At 61.3% G+C, this 18,516-nt stretch carries 20 protein-coding genes; 4 read left to right on the forward strand and 16 right to left on the reverse strand.

The genetic code is table 11. The features are described from left to right. Positions 1–33: 33 nt before the first annotated feature. The 10 genes from pheT to infC all read right to left on the reverse strand — a co-directional run bounded on the left by pheT (position 34) and on the right by infC (position 9,332). The gene (pheT, locus tag AC1DV9_RS08710; RefSeq protein ID WP_477947270.1) at positions 34–2,469 is read right to left on the reverse strand and encodes a phenylalanine--tRNA ligase subunit beta; all 2,436 of its coding nucleotides are present in this window, start codon (positions 2,467–2,469) and stop codon (positions 34–36) included. 15 nt (positions 2,470–2,484) lie between these two features. Further along, positions 2,485–3,567 (reverse strand): phenylalanine--tRNA ligase subunit alpha, encoded by a 1,083-nt coding sequence (pheS, locus tag AC1DV9_RS08715; protein WP_310293451.1) that lies wholly within the window; start codon positions 3,565–3,567, stop codon positions 2,485–2,487. Positions 3,568–3,597: 30 nt separating this feature from the next. Continuing rightward, the gene (locus AC1DV9_RS08720) at positions 3,598–4,416 is read right to left on the reverse strand and encodes a BUD32 family EKC/KEOPS complex subunit (RefSeq protein ID WP_477947272.1); all 819 of its coding nucleotides are present in this window, start codon (positions 4,414–4,416) and stop codon (positions 3,598–3,600) included. Positions 4,417–4,513: 97 nt separating this feature from the next. Beyond that, positions 4,514–4,918, reverse strand: coding sequence for a 50S ribosomal protein L20 (gene rplT / locus AC1DV9_RS08725; RefSeq protein ID WP_112385144.1), 405 nt, complete (start codon positions 4,916–4,918; stop codon positions 4,514–4,516). A gap of 39 nt (positions 4,919–4,957) precedes the next feature. Beyond that, a complete protein-coding gene (gene rpmI, locus AC1DV9_RS08730) occupies positions 4,958–5,161 on the reverse strand; it encodes a 50S ribosomal protein L35 (RefSeq protein WP_007813308.1) in 204 nt (67 codons plus the stop codon). 238 nt (positions 5,162–5,399) lie between these two features. Then, positions 5,400–6,752: an ATP-binding protein gene (locus tag AC1DV9_RS08735; protein WP_477947274.1), complete on the reverse strand. Its 1,353-nt coding sequence runs from the start codon at positions 6,750–6,752 to the stop codon at positions 5,400–5,402. Next, on the reverse strand, positions 6,749–7,414 hold the full coding sequence (locus AC1DV9_RS08740) for a response regulator transcription factor (protein WP_477947276.1): 666 nt from the start codon (positions 7,412–7,414) through the stop codon (positions 6,749–6,751). Before AC1DV9_RS08740 ends, AC1DV9_RS08735 begins: the two co-directional genes overlap by 4 nt. A 3-nt stretch (positions 7,415–7,417) precedes the next feature. Continuing rightward, a complete protein-coding gene (locus tag AC1DV9_RS08745; RefSeq protein WP_477947278.1) occupies positions 7,418–7,927 on the reverse strand; it encodes a PepSY domain-containing protein in 510 nt (169 codons plus the stop codon). Positions 7,928–8,076: 149 nt separating this feature from the next. Next, on the reverse strand, positions 8,077–8,637 hold the full coding sequence (locus AC1DV9_RS08750) for a hypothetical protein (RefSeq protein ID WP_477947280.1): 561 nt from the start codon (positions 8,635–8,637) through the stop codon (positions 8,077–8,079). Positions 8,638–8,795: 158 nt separating this feature from the next. Continuing rightward, positions 8,796–9,332 carry a translation initiation factor IF-3 gene (gene infC, locus AC1DV9_RS08755; protein WP_112385381.1) on the reverse strand — a complete coding sequence of 179 codons (537 nt, stop codon included), beginning with the start codon at positions 9,330–9,332 and terminating at the stop codon, positions 8,796–8,798. A 170-nt stretch (positions 9,333–9,502) separates the two neighbouring features. Between infC and AC1DV9_RS08760 the strand changes: the two genes are divergently transcribed. Together AC1DV9_RS08760 and AC1DV9_RS08765 are read left to right on the forward strand one after the other, a co-directional pair. Further along, positions 9,503–10,306: an alpha/beta hydrolase gene (locus AC1DV9_RS08760; RefSeq protein ID WP_477947282.1), complete on the forward strand. Its 804-nt coding sequence runs from the start codon at positions 9,503–9,505 to the stop codon at positions 10,304–10,306. Between the two features lie 182 nt (positions 10,307–10,488). Continuing rightward, on the forward strand, positions 10,489–11,088 hold the full coding sequence (locus AC1DV9_RS08765) for a transglutaminase-like cysteine peptidase (RefSeq protein WP_112385138.1): 600 nt from the start codon (positions 10,489–10,491) through the stop codon (positions 11,086–11,088). Between the two features lie 70 nt (positions 11,089–11,158). Here AC1DV9_RS08765 and mbfA read toward each other — a convergent pair whose 3' ends face one another. Beyond that, positions 11,159–12,142, reverse strand: coding sequence for an iron exporter MbfA (gene mbfA / locus AC1DV9_RS08770; RefSeq protein ID WP_477947283.1), 984 nt, complete (start codon positions 12,140–12,142; stop codon positions 11,159–11,161). Between the two features lie 179 nt (positions 12,143–12,321). On the opposite strand from mbfA, the gene AC1DV9_RS08775 reads away from it, so the two are divergent. Continuing rightward, positions 12,322–12,789 carry a group III truncated hemoglobin gene (locus AC1DV9_RS08775; protein ID WP_477947285.1) on the forward strand — a complete coding sequence of 156 codons (468 nt, stop codon included), beginning with the start codon at positions 12,322–12,324 and terminating at the stop codon, positions 12,787–12,789. A gap of 3 nt (positions 12,790–12,792) precedes the next feature. Here the strand turns inward: AC1DV9_RS08775 and AC1DV9_RS08780 are convergent, their stop codons facing one another. The 5 genes from AC1DV9_RS08780 to AC1DV9_RS08800 form a co-directional block, all read right to left on the reverse strand. Next, positions 12,793–13,692 (reverse strand): EamA family transporter, encoded by a 900-nt coding sequence (locus AC1DV9_RS08780; RefSeq protein ID WP_477947287.1) that lies wholly within the window; start codon positions 13,690–13,692, stop codon positions 12,793–12,795. Positions 13,693–13,782: 90 nt separating this feature from the next. After that, on the reverse strand, positions 13,783–14,295 hold the full coding sequence (gene recX, locus AC1DV9_RS08785) for a recombination regulator RecX (protein ID WP_477947520.1): 513 nt from the start codon (positions 14,293–14,295) through the stop codon (positions 13,783–13,785). Positions 14,296–14,342: 47 nt separating this feature from the next. Further along, positions 14,343–15,368 (reverse strand): histone deacetylase family protein, encoded by a 1,026-nt coding sequence (locus AC1DV9_RS08790; RefSeq protein ID WP_477947289.1) that lies wholly within the window; start codon positions 15,366–15,368, stop codon positions 14,343–14,345. Positions 15,369–15,439: 71 nt separating this feature from the next. Beyond that, complete coding sequence (locus AC1DV9_RS08795) at positions 15,440–15,961, reverse strand: N-acetyltransferase family protein (RefSeq protein WP_477947290.1); 522 nt, start codon at positions 15,959–15,961, stop codon at positions 15,440–15,442. 17 nt (positions 15,962–15,978) lie between these two features. Next, positions 15,979–16,548, reverse strand: a complete 570-nt coding sequence (locus AC1DV9_RS08800) for a helix-turn-helix domain-containing protein (RefSeq protein WP_477947292.1) — start codon at positions 16,546–16,548, stop codon at positions 15,979–15,981. A gap of 131 nt (positions 16,549–16,679) precedes the next feature. Between AC1DV9_RS08800 and lepA the strand changes: the two genes are divergently transcribed. Beyond that, positions 16,680–18,515 carry a translation elongation factor 4 gene (gene lepA, locus AC1DV9_RS08805; RefSeq protein WP_112385130.1) on the forward strand — a complete coding sequence of 612 codons (1,836 nt, stop codon included), beginning with the start codon at positions 16,680–16,682 and terminating at the stop codon, positions 18,513–18,515. Position 18,516 lies beyond the last annotated feature (1 nt).

The following is an 18,516-nucleotide window of genomic DNA, read 5'->3' on the forward strand; positions in this document are numbered from 1 at the left end:
GCTTCCGCCGGTTTCTCCTTCGATTTTCTGAACCTAGCTTCGCAGCACGCCGCCGGTGAATTTCGTCACGCTGGCGATGATCTTCTGCGTCAGCACTTCGAAATCTTCGTCCGTCAGCGTCCGCTCGACGGGCTGGATCTGAACTTCGATGGCCACAGACTTCTTGCCCTCACCAAGCGATGCGCCTTCGAAAATATCGAAGACGTTGACGCCGGTGATCAGCTTGCGGTCGACGCCGCTGGCAGCCTTGAGGATGGCACCCGCTTCCACCGTCTTGTCGACCACGAAGGCGAAATCGCGCTTGACGGTCTGGAAGGCCGAAAGCTCGAGCGCCGGCTTTGTGCGCGTCGCCTTCTTCTTCGGCTCAGGCATGGCATCGACATAGACCTCGAAGCCGCAGAGGGCGCCGGAGACGTCGAGCGCTTCCAGCGTCGAGGGATGGAACTCGCCGAAATAGCCGAGGACGACCTTAGGACCCATCTTGATCGTACCGGAACGGCCGGGGTGATACCATTCGGGACCGCCCTGCTCGATCTGGATATTGCCCATCGGCAGACCGCAGGCTTCGATCACGGCAAGCGCATCCGCTTTGGCATCGAAGACGTCTACGGGCTTGCCGCCGCCCTTCGCTGCGTTCGACCACATGCGGCCGGCCCCGGACATCGTTGCCGTTCCGCGGCGGACGCCACCAGCAACGCGGCGCTGGCCTTCCGGCCGGTCATTTTCGTAGGTGCCTGAGACTTCGAAGATCGCGACGTCGCCATAGCCCTTGTCGGCGTTGCGCTGGGCAGCGGTCAGCAGACCCGGCAGCAAAGAGGGGCGCATATCCGACATTTCGGCAGCAATCGGGTTGGCAAGCTTCAGCGCCGGTGAACCGCCGCCGAAAAGCTTCGCCTGATCTTCCGGAATGAAGGACCAGGTGACGGCTTCCAGCATGCCGCGCGAAGCAAGCGCGCGCTTGGCGGTGCGGGTACGGATCTGCAGCGTCGTCAGGATCTTGCCGTTGACGGCAGCATGGCTTTCGAGCGGCGCCGGCTTGATATTGTCGACGCCGTGGATGCGCATGACTTCCTCAACGAGATCGGCCTTGCCATCGACATCGGGACGCCAGGAGGGAACGGCGACCGAAACGCGCTCGCCGGAGCCGGAGACCTTGAAGCCAAGGCGACCAAGGATCGCATTGCTCTCATCGGTCGAGACCTCGAGGCCGGTCAGGCGCTTAACCTCGGAATAGGGGAAATCGACAATCTTGGCTTGATAGCCCTTGTAGCCGACAACCTCAGCCTTGGCAGGTTTGCCGCCGCAAAGTTCAAGAACCAGCTCGGTGGTGCGCTCAAGGCCCGGGACCATGTATTCCGGATCGACGCCGCGTTCGAAGCGGTAGCGGGCATCGGTGATGATGCCGAGGCCGCGGCCCGACTTGGCGATGTTCATCGGATCCCAGAGGGCCGACTCGATCAGGACATCGACGGTGTTCTCGTCACAGCCGGAATGCTCGCCGCCCATGATGCCGCCGATTGACTCGACGCCGTTGTCGTCAGCGATGACGACGTTGTTGGCGCCGAGCTTGTATTCGCGCTGATCGAGCGCCAGTACCGTTTCGCCATCCTTGGCACGGCGAACTGTCAGGTTACCCTTCACCTTGGCTGCGTCGAAGACGTGCATCGGGCGGCCCTGATCGAAGGTCATGTAGTTGGTGATATCGACCAGCGCGTTGATCGGGCGCAGGCCGATTGCCAGCAGGCGCTGCTGCATCCACTTGGGGCTCGGGCCGTTCTTGATGCCGCGCACGATGCGCAGGCCAAAACCCGGGCAAAGCCTCTCGTCATCGAGATCGAGCGTCACCTTCACCGGCGTCTCGCCTTCGACAGCGAAGGACGGCGCTGGGCGGGTCTTCAGCGTGCCGAGACCGGAAGCGGCGAGATCGCGGGCGATGCCGTAGATCGAAGTGCAGTCCGGACGGTTCGGCGTCAGGTTGATCTCGATCATGGGATCGTCGAGATGAGCATAGGCGGCGAAAGACGTGCCGATAGGCGCATCGGCAGGCAGGTCGATGATGCCGTCGTGATTGTCGGACATGTTGAGCTCCTTTTCGGAGCACATCATGCCGTGGCTTTCGACGCCGCGAATCTTGCCGACACCAAGCGTCACGTCGATCCCGGGCACGTAGTCGCCCGGTTGCGCCAGCGCGCCGACGAGACCGGCGCGGGCATTCGGTGCACCGCAGACGATCTGCAACGGCTTGCCGCCATTGACGTCAGGGCCGGCATCGACCGACAGCACCTTCAGACGATCGGCTTCCGGATGCTTTTCAGCCGACAGAACCCTGGCGATGACGAAGGGCTTGTAAGCAGCCTTGTCATCGACATCCTCGACCTCAAGGCCGATCTCCGTCAGGCGGGTGCAGATTTCATCGAGCGAGGCATCCGTTTCAAGATGATCCTTAAGCCAGGAGAGTGTGAATTTCATAGGTCCAATCCTCCCTTACGCGCTCAGGCCGCCGAACAGCGTCGGCATGTCGAGCGGGCGGAAGCCATAGTGGTTCATCCAGCGGACGTCGGCGTTGAAGAAGTCGCGTAGATCAGGCATCCCGTATTTCAGCATGGCGATGCGATCGAGGCCCATGCCCCAGGCAAAGCCCTGATATTCGTCCGGATCGAGGCCACCGGCGCGCAGCACGTTCGGGTGAACCATGCCGCAACCGAGGATTTCCATCCAGTCGGTGCCTTCGCCGAACTTGACGATCGGGCCGGAGCGGTCGCACTGGATATCGACCTCGAAGGACGGCTCCGTGAACGGGAAGAAGGACGGGCGGAAGCGCATCGTCACGCTATCGACTTCGAAGAAGGTCTTGCAGAACTCTTCCAGCACCCAGCGAATATTGGCGACATTGGCCTTCTTGTCGACGACGAGGCCCTCGACCTGATGGAACATCGGCGAGTGCGTCGCGTCACTATCCTGGCGATAGGTCTTGCCGGGGATGATGATGCGGATCGGCGGCTTCTGCGCTTCCATCGTGCGCACCTGCACCGGCGAGGTGTGCGTGCGCAGAACCTTGCGCTCACCGTTCTCGTCCGGATTGAAGAAGAAGGTGTCATGCATTTCGCGGGCCGGGTGTCCCTCGGGGAAATTCAGGGCCGTGAAATTGTAATAGTCGGTTTCGACGTCAGGACCCTCGGCGATTGAGAAGCCCATGTCGCCGAAGATCGCGGTGATCTCATCGACGATCTGGCTGATCGGATGAATGCGGCCGCGCTCTGCGGGAGACGAGCGGACCGGCAGGCTGACATCGACGGTCTCGGCCTTCAAGCGCGCATCGATCGCCGCGCGCTTCAGATCGCTCTTGCGCAGGTTGATGGCATCGGTGACCACAGTCTTCAGCGCATTGATCGCCGCGCCACGCGTCTGGCGCTCTTCCGGCGACATCGCGCCGAGCGTCTTCAGCAGTTCGGAAACAGATCCCTTCTTGCCGAGTGCGCCAACCCGCACCGCTTCGATCGCAGGCTCGTCGGCGGCGGCCGCGACATCGGCCAGCAGTTGCTTTTCCAGAGTTTCGAGTTCGGTCATCTTTTCCTGCCTTGCGGGCGTCAATGTGCTTCAGGAAGCGTGTTTCAAGTAACTGGTGGCCATGATGAACTGCCGCAGATCACTACCCATGTGAACGCGGCCAATCAACCGGGCAAACCACAAAAAGGCGCCCAGAAAGCCGGTGAGTTTGTGCAGTTCGTCAATGGCGCCGGCCGGTGCTGCTTCGCACCACGCTTTATAGGCCCGGTCATGGGTTTGACTGCCCAGCCGGGCGCGGCCTGCGATCTGCAGGAAGAGCAGCCAGATGTCGCGCGCCTGCGCCGTTGTCAGCGGCATGACGGTGTCGGGTTCTTCTTCGAAATCCATGAAGCCGATGCGGCCATCCTTGACGAACATGTCGCGCGGAAACGGGCGTCCATGGCACAAACCCTTGGCATGAAGCCGGCCGAGCTCGCCAGCACAGAGGACGAGTAGATCGTCATGGGCTACCGGATCGCTGCCAGCCATTGCGCGCAGCTGCTGTCCGACAGTCAAGCCGACATCGCTGAAAACGACGGCACTGCCGGACGAATAGACAACGCGCGCCGTCGGTACGTCCTTGGATGCGAACATGGTGATACGCCGGATTTCGCGTTGTGCCATGCCTTCGTCATCCAGCGCCGGTGACGGCCGGAGAAACGGCGCACCAACCAGATTGGCGATCATCCGCTGCAGAACGACCCAGCGCGAAGTGCACTCCGTGCCATAGCGCTTGATCCAGACAGCACCCTGCGACAGCGGCACACACTCGACCCTGTGCGAACCCGACAGCAGCGCAGTGAGAAGAACCGGAATGTCCTCCTCGCTCAGGCCGCGTCCGGCTTTCAGATTGTCGATAGCGTCCGCCACGTTCCCGTGACTCCCATTTCAAATCGCAAACAAAAACCCGCGCCAGCTAGCCAGCGCGGGTTTAAAAACATCGAAACTGAAGTTCGATAGCGCCGGCTTAGTTAACCGCTGCTTCAAACTCGTTCTTCGTGCCGGCGTCCTTGAGGTACTCAAGGGCCTTCTTGGATGCATCGACGAGGGCGCCGAATGCTGCAGGCTCATGGATCGCCATGTCGGAGAGAACCTTACGGTCGACTTCGATGCCAGCCTTGTTCAGGCCGTCGATGAAGCGGCCGTAGGTCAGGCCGAATTCGCGGACAGCAGCGTTGATACGCTGGATCCAGAGCGCGCGGAAATTGCGCTTGTTGACCTTGCGGTCGCGGTAAGCGTACTGCTTGGAGCGGTCAACCGCTGCCTTAGCCGTACGGATGGTGTTCTTGCGGCGGCCGTAAAAGCCCTTTGCGGCCTTCAGAACCTTCTTGTGCTTGGCGTGGGCGGTAACGCCTCTTTTTACACGTGCCATTTCATGATCTCCTTAATCTACAACGTTCGCGGAAGAGTCTTAGAGACCGTTCGGCAGATAGTTCTTCACAACCTTGCGGCCATCGGGTTCAGCCAGAACCATCGTGCCACGTGCATCGCGAATGAACTTGTTGCTACGCTTGATCATGCCATGGCGCTTGCCAGCAGCTGCAGCCTTGACCTTGCCGGTTGCGGTGATCTTGAACCGCTTCTTGGCAGAGGACTTCGTCTTCATCTTGGGCATTTTGCTACTCCGTTTCTGTCCTCCCTGCATGTTTCAAAGAAACCCTCGAGCGATGTCCGGAAAACCGACCGTCGCAACCAGGTGCGGGAGCGTTTGTTGTTGATCTGCGGGCCCGGTGACGAAACCTGCCCGCAAGCATTCGAAACTGCCACGGCATGCCCTGCCGGTCAGTTCGGACGCGCGCTTATAACCGCAGTGTCATGAAAGTGCAACGGGGCGGCCGGCGGAATCTTGGCACTCAGGCCGCGGGCATCAGATTCTTCGGCGCGGGCAACGCCAAGGTGACTTCCAGGCCGCCGAGATCCGAGCGCGAAAGGACAATCCTGCCGCCGTAAGCCTCGGCGATGTCGCCGGAAATGGCAAGCCCGAGACCGGAACCTGCATGCGCATCGTCAGCGCTGACGCCGCGCTTCAACATCATCGCATAGTTTTCGGGAGGCACGCCAGGGCCGTCGTCGCCGACCCGGAGGATAACGGCCTCGCCTTCCCTGGACGCCGAGACATCGATGCGGGAGCGGGCAAAGCGCACCGCATTGTCGAGAATGTTGCCCATGGCCTCAGCGACATCGGCGGGATCGGCTTCGATGGTCAGCGCCGGATCGATATCGACTTTCCAGCCAACGCCCTTGCCGTCGGTGACCGGTGAGAGAACACTGACCAGCTTGCCCGATATGCCGAGAAGCGACGTCGTCGCCATGCGTTCGACACCCATCCTCGCGGCCTGCAATTGCCGGTCGGCCCGCTGGCGCACGAGTTCGATCTGCTGCAGGGCGGTATCGCGCTTGTCATCCGGCAGGGTTTCGACGAGATGGGACAGAACCGTTAGCGGCGTCTTCAATCCGTGCGCCAGATCGCTCGCCCGCGATCGTGCCCGTTCCACGGCGGTTTCGCGCTCCGCCAGCAGAAGATTGATCTCGTTGACCAGCGGGCGGACCTCGCTCGGTCCTTCGGCACCGATATGCGCGCTGCGTCCGGCGCGGATATTCGCCACCTCGTTGCGCAGGCGCACCAGCGGCTTCAGGCCGATCAGCCCCTGCAGAAAAGCGGCGGCAAGCAGAAGCAGGCCGGTTGCGGCCAGCATCAGCTGCAGCGGCCGATGATAATTCGACAGCGCGCTTTCCATCTCGTCTTTGGAGAAGGCCGTATAGATCGTAAAATGTTTGCGCGCATCACCCTCACCGACAGACATCGCCTTCACGGTGACCAGGATCGTCGCCCCATCCGGCCCTTCGGCCTCGTGAAACCCGCAATAGAGATCCCTGGAGAGGCTATCCCTGGTCAGTTCCTCGTCCCAGAACGACCGCGAACGGAGCGGCGGCTGAGTGGGGTCGTCGGGCGTTATCTGCCAGTAGCGTCCGCCGGCCGGTGTCTGGAACCGCGGATCGGACGGTTCGCTGATCAGCGAAAGCGCACCGTTTTCGATCGCCAGACGGGCACCCAGAGCATCCGATACCGCGGTCATCTCGTTCGCATACTGGTCGGCCAGATAGTCTTCGAACAGATGACCGAGGACGAACCAGACCAGTGCAAGAGCCACCGCAATCGCAACAAGGGCGCCAGCGGCCAGACGGAAACGCAATGACTTCGTCATCGTGTCTTGCCCGGCAGCACGTATCCGAAGCCGCGGCGCGTTTCTATCGCGCCGCTATCGGTCTTCTTGCGCAATCGCGCCACCATGGCCTCGACGGCATTTTTGGCGGCGTCGTCATCGCGGCCCTGGACCTGGCTCGCAAGTTCCGCTGGCGTCAGCACGGCGCCCCGACGATCGATGAACACGGAGATCATCCGGTATTCGAGAGGGCTCAGATCAAGTTCGCGGCCATCGAAGGTCACACGGCGGGCCTGTTCATCCAGCGTGAAGCGGTCGGCCGATTTCACCCGCTGCTGCATCCTGCCTGATCGGCGAAGCAGAGCGCGAAGGCGTGCCAGCAACTCCTCGCTGCGGAAGGGCTTCGGCAGGTAATCGTCGGCCCCGGCGTCGAAACCATCGACGCGTTCCATCCAAGAGCCGCGGGCCGTCAATACGAGAACCGGCGTTTCGAGACCATTGGCCCGCCAGCGCTTGAGGATCGAAAGGCCATCCATGCCGGGAAGACCGAGATCGAGGACGATGGCAGCGTAATCACCGGTTTCGCCCTGCTCCCAAATTTCGGGGCCGGAGTTCAAGGTTTCGACGAGATAGCCTTCGCGTCCCAACGTCTCGGCAAGGTGCACCGATATATTGGCGTCGTCTTCGGCCAGCAGGATCTTCATCGGTCACTTGTCCCCGATCACTTCGCCACTGCGGGCATCGACACGCAGCGTGCGTATGGTGCCTTTTCCATCCCGAAGCTTGAGCTGATAGACATCACTGAACAGCGAGCGGCTGAGATTGACGTCGATCACCCGGCCGTAACGGCGGGAATCGATCTTCTGCAGCAGCGATTTCAGCGGCAGGATGCGGCCTTCGCGCACGGCATCGCGTGCGCGGTCGTAATCGGCGCGACCGGAGCCGCTGCCGCTGCTCGTTCCGCGGCCACCGTGATCATCGCCTCCGCCGTCGTCATCGCCGCCGTGGCCGCCATGATCGTCTCCGCCATCGTGGCCGGAGCCTCCCGATCCCGAGTTCGAGCCTGAACCGGATGAGCCGGAGCCACTGGAGCCGCTGCTGCCGGAACTGCCACTGCTGCCGCCGCCATCTTTTGCCGCTGCCGGAGACGCAGACAGTGCGGCCGCAACGATGGCGGCTGACAGCAGGAGAGCGGTCGATCTGCGGGTGAAAGACATGCCTGATCCGGACCTCATATACGGCTGATAAACTGAACGCTTACATGCACCCGCACAAGAGGCACAGGAAAGCGGGCTTTAAACGGCAGATGCTCCGCCGGCAAACGGCGGAGCATCGATCTTCCGGGGCGGGCGGAAGAACCAGGCGATTACGGCGCTACCGCAGGCCTGATGGAAACATTGGTGATTGGGCCGGGGTTACGGACGGCATCGGAGCGGTGCGGCTTCACTTCGACGGTCTGGACGCCGTGTTCCAATTCGACCTCGACTTCCAGCCTGCGGCCCAGCTGATCGACGGCGGTAAGCGAACCGTTGAGCAGACCTTGAAGACTTGCCGCGGAAACCGAGAGCGGAACGCGGGGACGATCGCTGCGGTCATTCTCGCGGCCACGGCGTCCACTATCATCCGCCCCCGCAGCAACCGTCCGGCCGCCATGGCGATCGCCGCCATTGTCGTCATCGCTGGAGTTGCCGCCACTCCGGCCGCGGCCACTGTTGCTGCCACTGTCGTGGCCGCCGCCATGGTCGTCGCCAGAGGCATCGTCGCTGCCGCCGCGGCCCGAACTGCCGCTGCCGCCGTCATGACCGCCACGGGCATAGGCAGCCGCGGAAAAGAGGGAATATCCCGAAGGCTGAAGGGCGGGTAGAGCAGCGGCCAGCGCAAGCGCGGCGGCCGAGGCCAGCGTGATCCTTTGAAGACGGGGGGCCATGGTCGTTTCCTTTCCATCCGTGTTTCGATGGAAGGAGCATGACATCTCCTGGCTGACAGGCCGCTGAGCGGCTCTGTCAGCAGACTGTCAGAAAGTAGCCCCAGAAAACACAAAAGCCGCCCTTGCGGACGGCTTCGATGCATCTTGATGGACCGCGCTCACTTGGGCGCGAGCACCATCATCATCTGTCGGCCTTCAAGCTTCGGCTCGGCTTCGACCTTTGCATATTCGGTCGTGTCGGCCTTGACCTGCTGAAGCAGCTTCATGCCCAGTTCCTGGTGAGCCATTTCACGGCCACGGAACTTCAGCGTTACCTTTACCTTGTCGCCTTCTTCGAAGAAGCGGCCCATCGCCTTCATCTTCACGTCATAATCATGCGTGTCGATGTTCGGGCGCATCTTGATTTCTTTGACTTCGACGATCTTCTGCTTCTTGCGCGCTTCGGCAGCCTTCTTCTGGTTCGCATATTTCAGCTTGCCCAGATCGAGAATCTTGCACACAGGCGGCTCGGCATTGGGGGAAATTTCCACCAGGTCGAGACCGGCTTCCTCAGCCATTTTCAACGCCTGATCGGTGGCAACGATGCCCAGGTTCTGTCCCTCTGCGTCAATCAGCTGAACACGGGGTATGCGAATTTCCCGGTTCGAACGCGGCCCTTCCTTAACGGGCGCGTCGGTTTTAAAAGGTCTGCGAATGGTCGTACTCTCCTCGAGTTGTTGAATGCTGCAGCTCGTACTCCCACGGGGGCACAAACGGGGTCTCGTTATCGCTGCAACGGAGTCAGTAGCACGCTTTAGCGGAAAAATCACCCGCTGTCAGCCTGTCAAGAATCTGTTTTATAGGCGGGAACAACAGGAGTTCAGCCGTGTCCGAGACATCCATCGCCCCTCAGCCGAAGTTTATCACCGCCGGAGAGGGTGACGACGCCCGCCAGATCGCCTTCATTCTGCGTCAGGCGAATGCTGGACCGGACGCCCCTCTTCTGCTCTGGCTTTCGGGATATCGCTCGGACATGAGCGGCACCAAGGCAATCGAGCTCGACAGGCTGGCGGCGGAAACGGGTCTTGCCTGCCTCCGTCTCGATTATTCGGGCCACGGGCTTTCCGGCGGCAAATTTACCGACGGGACGATCTCGCGCTGGCTTGAGGAGACGCTCGCGGTTCTCATGCATGTCAATCCGAAGCGCGTCATTGCCGTCGGATCATCGATGGGAGGGTGGATCGCGCTTCGTCTGGCCCAGGAACTGGGCAAGATCGCCGATGGACCGAAGCTTGAGGGCATGGTGCTGATCGCGCCCGCGCCGGATTTCACCTCGGATCTGATCGAGCCGCATCTGACCAAGAAGGAACGCGCCTCTCTGGAAGAGCGCGGCTATTTCGAAGAAAAGTCGGAATACAGCCCCGAGCCCAATATCTATACCCGGGCCCTGATCGAGGACGGCCGCGCCAACAGGGTGTTGACCGGGATCATCCAGACAGGATGCCCGGTTCATATCCTGCAGGGCATGAAAGACCCGGATGTGCCCTATGCACATGCCATGAAGCTGATCGAGCATCTGCCGTCCGACGACGTGGTGCTGACCTTCGTACGCGACGGCGACCACCGGCTTTCGCGGCCGCAGGATATCGAGCGCATGCTTTCTGCGGTCAGCGCGCTTATCCGTCAATAAGCGAATTCGGATGCATGAATAGTATCTCCGGTTGAGAGGATACCGCGCAAGCCCACCTTCTGTGGCATTTTAACCATGTCCGAGAGTTGTAACTCCCTACCAAGAAGTAACGATTGACTCCGAACGCCCCTCCCCGTTAACTCTTTGTTAATAAATACAAGGGCGATGCAGGGAATACGGGCGTGCGGATCAAGGGTTACCTCGTGGCCATGATGGCCATGCTAGCGATGTCTTCGGCTGCCTTGCCGGCTTCGACATCCAACCTCTCCATGGTTACCGGCGGAGCGACATCGCAGCCGATCGGCCATTACGATTTCTGTCAGATCCACCGCGACGAATGCGGCCCGAACCGCAACACTGCGAACATGCAGATGACCCCCGACCAGTGGACGCTGGTGCGTTCGGTCAACACGACGGTCAACACCACGATCAAGCCGATGACCGACAAGGAAATCTACGGCAAGGACGAGGTCTGGGCCTATCCGACGACGGCAGGCGACTGTGAAGACTATGCGCTTCTGAAGCGCCGCATCCTCATTCAGCGCGGCTTTTCGCCGGCAAACCTTTTGATGACGGTCGTACGCAAGCCTGACGGTGAGGGGCATGCGGTTCTGACGCTGCGCACCACGGATGGCGATTTCATTCTCGACAATCTGTCGACCAACGTGAAGCCATGGTTCGACACGAACTATTCCTTCATCAAGCGCCAGTCGAGCTACAATGCCGGGCGCTGGGTCACCATCGAGAACGGCCGCGACGTTCTGGTTGGCGCCCTGCAATAATCACTTCAACCGGTTCTTGGGTGGCCTTCCGAAGCTTGCTTCGGGAGGCCTTTTTTCTTTCTCGCGGAAGTCAACCGTTGCCGATCAGGATGCCGGCGCCGAGCACAAGTCCGCCGCCGAGAACCACCTGGAAGGCGGCGCGCAGGAACGGCGTTTCCATATACTTGTTCTGAATGAAGGCGATCGCCCAGAGTTCGAAGAAGACGACGACGGCCGCGGTGATCGTCGCCGTCCAGAAATGCGGGATCAGATAGGGCAGCGCGTGCCCGAAGCCGCCGAGCGCCGTCATGATACCGCAGGCGAGGCCTCGCTTGATCGGCGATCCACGGCCGGAAATCTTGCCGTCGTCATGCGCCGCCTCGGTAAAGCCCATGGAGATACCGGCGCCTACAGAGGCGGAAAGACCGACGAGGAAGGTTTGCCAGGTATCCTGCGTGGCGAAAGCGGCGGCGAAGATAGGCGCCAGCGTCGAGACCGAACCATCCATCAGGCCGGCAAGACCGGGCTGGACATAGGTCAACACGAACTGGCGGCGGACGCCTTCGTTCTCTTCTTCCTTGACGGTCTCCGGCGTGTGCTTTTCTCCGAGCATGCGGGCGATATCTTCGTGCCCCTGTTCGGCCAGCGCCAGATCGCCGAGAAGCTGACGGGTCGAGGCGTCAGTCGTCTGCTTGGCCGCCTCGACATAGAAGCGGTAGGCCTGCTCCTCCATGGCCTCCGTCTCGCGCCGCATGGCGTCGAGAGACAGGTTCTTGCGCAGCCAGTCAGGCTTGCGATCGTAGAAGCCCTGCACATGCTCGCGGCGGATCAGCGGGATGCGCTCGCCGAAGCGCTGGCGATGGATTTCGATCAGCGACCGCCGATGGGTACTTTCCACCTCCGCCATGTCTTCAAACACCTGCGCGCTCGCAGGATAGTCGCGCTTCAGCTGATCTGCATAGGCGAGATAGATGCGCGCATCATCCTCTTCCGAGGCGATTGCAAGTGCCAAGATTTCCTGTTCGGACAATGATTTGAAGGATCGCTTCTGCGATCTGAAAAGACGCGCCAGCATCGGCATGCTCCAGTAATTTAGAATTATTCTAAATCTAAAGAGCGCCGTGGCAGCGGTCAAGATCGAACGCGCCCGATTTGACAGATTGCCGCAATCTTCAGTTCCGGCTTTGGCGGCGCGCCCGCAACGCCTATATGAAGGGCGCCGTCGCATACGGCAAAGCCGGGGTGGTTTTAAAAATGAACAACGAATTGCAGGGCCGCGCTGCCCATGTTGCGGCGATCCGCGAGCGCGCGGAAGCCGAGATGAAATCGATCGGCATCGACGATGCCTTTATTGGGATGCTGGTCGAGACATTCTACAGCCGGGTGCTTTTACATCCCGAACTCGGGCCGGTCTTCGATGCGCGGCTTTCGGGGCGGTGGCCGGAGCATATGGAAAAGATGAAAAGCTTCTGGTCTTCCGTTGCCTTTCGCAGCGGGGCCTATGGCGGAAAGCCCGTTCAGGCCCATACCGGCGTCGCCAACATGACGCCGGAGCTGTTTCCAAAATGGCTGGCGCTGTTTGCAGCGACGCTTGACGATATCGCTCCGACCCCGGAGGCCAAGGCCTGGTTCATGGCAACCGCAGAGCGTATTGCCCGAAGCCTGACCCTCTCGCTGTTCTACAATCCGGCTCTCGACGATCCGGCACGCGAACGCGCCTGACCGTCACGCCTTGCCGGCGAAGAAGGTCGCGCCGGCACTTGCCAGCACCACGAGTGCCGTTCCGGCCATCTGCAGCAGCGTCATAGGCTGAGTCAGAATGACGAAACCGGCGGCGGCGCCGATCGCCGGTTCCAGACTCATCAGAATGCCGAAAGACGCCGTGGGCATGCGCCGGAGCGCCGTCATTTCCAAGGCATAGGGCAGAAGCGGCACGAGAAGGGCCAGTCCCGCCATCTCGATCAAGCCGGAGCCATCAAGATGGGGTACAGCGCCCATGAATCCGAAAGGCGTGGCGACGACGGCAGCAACGAGCAGCGACATCGACAGGCCTTCGAAGCCCTTGAAGGTTGCGCCGACCTTCTTCGTCAGCAGGATATAGATGGCCCAGCCGGTTCCGGCGCCAGCTGCAAAGAGCACACCCGGCAGATTGCCGACCCAGCCTTCGCCATCGTAGGCGAGGAACAGCACGCCGGCGGCTGCGACGACGGGCCAGATCAGACGGCGCGTCAATCCATAGCCGAATGTCGCAACCGACAGCGGCCCCAGAAAGTCGATGGCGACGGCAAGGCCGAGCGGGATATGCTGGATCGCCGCGAAGAAGCAGATCGTCATCAATGCCGTGATCGTGCCAAGCACGAGAGCACTGACCCATTGATCTCGGCTATAGCGCAGAACCGGCGGACGAACGATGACTGCGAGGATCAGCGCCGCGAAGACCAGGCGGAGCCAGGAAGCCCCTGCGGGTCCATAGGTCGCGATCGCATGCGAGGAAAGCGCCGCACCGAACTGGATCGACGACATCGAAAGAAGGCACATCAGTGCGCCTGCCGCGACGCCGCTCGACGGCACGGCCGCTGCCGAGCCGTCCGCATTCAACGCCGTATTTTCAGGCTGTACGCCCATTGCTTCCTCCCGATTTGCCGCTCTGAATAAGGCTGCGAAGCGACGGGGGCAAATTCAAACTTCTGATGCGAGGAGAAGCTCTATTGATGGCTAGCGATTGCGCCCGGTATCCAGCGCTTCTTCGGCATCATCAAGTGACATCTCAAAAACCTTCTTGCCGATATCGAAGCTGAAGCCGGCCCGGGCAAAAGCCGACAGTTCCTTGGCCTTGCGCTTCTCATCGAGCTCGCTCTTGCGGAACGGGCCGAAGGCGCGCTTGCGGGCCAGAACGACGGCTGCGTAAAGGTCGTCCGCTTCGGCGACGGCGGCCGCAACCGTCGGCTTGGCTACGCCCTTTTGTGATAGCTTCTGGGCGATCGCGCGCTTCGACTTGCCGTTGCGCATGCCCGAGCGCGTGCCGATTTCGGCATAGGCGGTGTCGTCGAGCGCCTTGTTGTCATAAGCAAACTTCACGGCGGAATCGGCAAGCGCCTTGACCTGCGCCTCGCTGATATCCTCGAACTTCTGCCGCGCCTTGCGGGCGATGGCATCGAACAGCTGCTTCTCCGTATGCATCCGCCGCTCCAGGCGGTAGATCGCCGAATTGCGCGCCCATGAGAACATGCGCGGCGTCGGCACGTCGGATGACGGCGTTTCCTCTTCCAAGCCGCTTAAGCCTCCAGACCCTTGAGGACATTGGCGACGTTCAAGCCGATTTCCGGCACGCCGTAACCACCTTCCATGCAGGTCAACACCGGCAGTCCCGTCGACGCGATCATCGCTCCCATGCGGATGAAATCGTCCGAAGTGAGCTTTAAGAAGGAGATCGGATCACGCTCGAACGTATCGACGCCGAGCGAGACGACAATTGCTTCGGCGCCGAACGCCTTGATGCGGGCAAGCGAATCCGAAAGGGCGGCCGCCCATTGGCTCCAGGCAGTTCCGCGCGGCAGCGGATAGTTGGCATTACTGCCCTCGCCTTCGCCTTCACCCGTCTCGTCCGCATAGCCCCAGAAATACGGAAAGGCGTTGGCGGGCTCGCCATGCAGCGAGGCGAAGAAGATGTCGCCGCGGCGATAGGTGATATCCTGCGTGCCGTTGCCATGATGAAAATCGACATCGAGGATCGCAACCTTCCTGGCGCCGAGATCGAGAAGGCGCTGCGCGGCGACGGCAGCATTGTTGATAAAGCAATAGCCGCCGAAGAGATCGATGCCTGCATGGTGACCGGGCGGGCGGCAGAGCGAAAAGGCGAAGCGATTGCCTGAATTCAGCCAGTCGGCACCCGACATCGCGCATTGCATCGAGGCGATCGCCGCCTCATAGGTGCCATTGGTAATCGCGGTCTCCGCCGCATTGGCATAATAGCCGAGAAGCGCGCCGATGTCGGTCGGCACCCGCAAGGTCGAGCGGCGCACGGGAAAGGACGCCGGGATCGCCTCGCCTTCAGCGCCAGTCGCCGCCCACATGTCCCAGGCCTTTGACAGGAAATCGAGATAACCGGCATCATGCACCTTGCGGGCCGTTTCCAGACCATGGCGGACCGGCGCGGCAACATCTCTGAACCCGGCATCCTTGACGGCATCCAGAATCCATTCGGCGCGGAAGGGGCCTTCAAAGGGCGTGACGAGCTGTCCGTTGTGCAGCTCGGTCTTCGCGTCACGCAGCTTGTGGTCTTCGGAATAGATGACGCGCATGGCGCATGCCCCTCGTTATGTCGCGGATAAGGCGCGGTGAGGCGCCGATTTGTCAATGGGTCCGGAGCGGCTCAAACAGCCAGCCGCTTGTAGAACAGCGTCGTCGAGCAATAGCCGCCATCCGGCCACATCGCGTATTCAGGAATCACGCCGGCGCGTTCCCAGCCGAAGCGTGGATAGATCGCTTCCGCGTCGCTGCCGGTCGCCGTATCCAGAACCAGAAGATGCTTGCCGTGACGGGCAGCCTCCTTCTCGATCGCCTCCATCAGGAGACGTGCGAGCCCATGACCACGCGCCGAGCGGTGAACGAGCAGTTTCTTCAGGTCGCCGCGATGCGGCTGGTTCGGCATCGTGGCAAAGCCGACCTGAACGGTACCGAGGATCCGGCCATCGATGACAGCCACGGCTAGCAGATTGACCCCGACTTCGACGCTCTCGGCGACGCCCTGCCAGTAGGGCTCGGCATCCTCGGCCGTATAGGGCTGCATGAAGCCGACGGAGGCGCCGCCCGCGACGCAATCCGCCAGCACATCGCAGAGCTCCGGAATGGCCGAGCGGGTTTCATCGGCGGTCAAAAGGCGTATCGAAGTCATCAGAGATCTCCTGGATATCATCGCGAACTGCGGCTCAGCACGACGCAGTAACGGGCGGGCTTGCTCGACGGATTGTGGAAGACGTGCCCCTCGCCGACAGGCATGAAGAGGCAATCGCCGGGAAAGAGACGGTGAACCTTGTCCCCGGCCGTCATCTCCATCTCGCCTTCGAAAACCCAGATATGCTGGGTCATGCCGTGGCTCGCCGCATGCGGCGGAAAGCTGACGCGAGCGCCGGACGGAAACTCGACGTCGACGATATCGACATCCGACGTGGTGCCGGGCGGGGAGACGGCGCGCCTGATATAGCCGGTCTCCGGATCCCGCCACACCTGTTGCTCGTGACGCCGGGCAAGCGGTGACGCCGCGCTTTCATCCTCCGCAAAGAAGGTCGAGAGTGAAAGGCCAAGTGCTGCGCAGACGCGCGCCAGAAGCGATGCCGTCGGGCTTGCCTCGGCGCGTTCGATGCGCGAGATCATCGCCCGGCTGACGCCGGAGCTGGTTGCGAGATCCTCCAGCGTCAGGCCTTTTTCCAGCCGCAGACTGCGGATCCTGGCGCCGATCGCCGCTTCCAGTCCCTGCTCCAACACTCTGCTCCGTATTTCTACTATACGAGAAATACATGATCCTATGATGGAATCAAGTGGCGCCGGACACCGCCATTTATCCTAAACAAACTCCTGCTTTTCCCCTATGCGTCAGGGGAAGGCGCTGCTATATGGCGCGCATGAGCACCAATTCTACCCGCACTCCGCTTGACCATATCCGCAACTTCTCGATCGTGGCCCATATCGACCACGGCAAGTCGACGCTGGCCGACCGTCTGATCCAGACGACCGGCGGCCTTGCCGAGCGCGACATGTCGGAACAGGTGCTGGATTCGATGGATATCGAGCGCGAGCGCGGCATCACCATCAAGGCCCAGACGGTTCGCCTGCATTACAAGGCGAACAACGGCGAAACCTATATCCTGAACCTCATCGACACGCCTGGCCACGTCGACTTTGCCTATGAAGTGTCGCGGTCGCTGTCGGCCTGCGAAGGTTCGCTGCTCGTCGTCGATGCCTCCCAGGGCGTCGAGGCGCAGACGCTCGCCAACGTCTATCAGGCAATCGACAACAACCACGAGATCGTCACCGTCCTCAACAAGATCGACCTGCCGGCCGCCGAGCCGGACCGCATTCGCGAGCAGATCGAGGAAGTGATCGGCATCGACGCATCGCAGGCCGTCCTGATTTCCGCGAAGACCGGCCTCGGCATTCCGGATGTTCTGGAAGCCATCGTTCACCAGCTGCCGGCGCCGAAGAGCGAAGGCGGCGACAAGGCGCCGTTGAAAGCGCTGCTGGTCGATAGCTGGTACGACACCTATCTCGGCGTCATGGTTCTGGTGCGCATTCTCGACGGCGTGCTGACCAAGGGCCAGACCATCCGCATGATGGGCACCGATGCCAAGTATCAGGTCGAGCGCGTCGGCGTTCTGACCCCGAAAATGCTGGCCGTCGATAGCCTCGGCCCGGGCGAGATCGGTTTTTTCACCGGCTCGATCAAGGAAGTGGCCGATACGCGCGTCGGCGATACGATCACCGAAGACAAGAAGCCGACGGCGCAGGCGCTGCCGGGCTTCAAGCCTGCCCAGCCGGTGGTCTTCTGCGGCCTTTTCCCGGTCGATGCGGCCGATTTCGAGGACCTGCGCGCTGCCATGGGCAAATTGCGCCTCAACGACGCGTCCTTCTCGTTCGAGATGGAATCGTCTGCTGCACTCGGCTTCGGTTTCCGCTGCGGCTTTCTCGGCCTGCTGCATCTCGAAATCATCCAGGAGCGCCTGGAGCGCGAATTCGATCTCGACCTGATCGCCACGGCGCCTTCGGTCGTCTATCACCTGTCCATGACCGACGGCTCGACGCGCGAGTTGCACAATCCGGCGGACATGCCTGACGTCGTGAAGATTTCCGAGATCGAGGAACCCTGGATCAAGGCGACGATCCTGACACCGGACGACTATCTCGGCGGCATCCTGAAGCTCTGCCAGGACCGCCGCGGCATCCAGACCGAACTCACCTATGTCGGCAAGCGCGCCATGCTCTCCTACGAGCTGCCGCTCAACGAAGTGGTGTTCGATTTCTACGACCGCCTGAAGTCGATCTCCAAGGGATATGCCTCGTTCGACTACCATCTGCATGGGTATCGCGAAGGCAACCTCGTGAAGATGTCGATCATGGTCAATGGCGAGCCTGTTGATGCGCTTTCCATGCTGGTGCACCGTTCGGCCGCCGAAAAGCGCGGTCGCGACATGTGCGAAAAGCTGAAGGACCTGATCCCGCGCCACATGTTCAAGATCCCGATCCAGGCAGCGATCGGCGGCAACGTCATCGCCCGCGAAACGATCTCTGCCATGCGCAAGGACGTGACCGCCAAGTGCTACGGCGGCGACGCCACCCGCAAGCGCAAACTTCTGGACAAGCAGAAGGAAGGCAAGAAGCGCATGCGCCAGTTCGGCAAGGTCGACATCCCGCAGGAAGCGTTCATTGCGGCGCTGAAGATGAAGGACGAATAGC

The organism is Rhizobium sp. 01L410 (assembly GCF_056400165.1).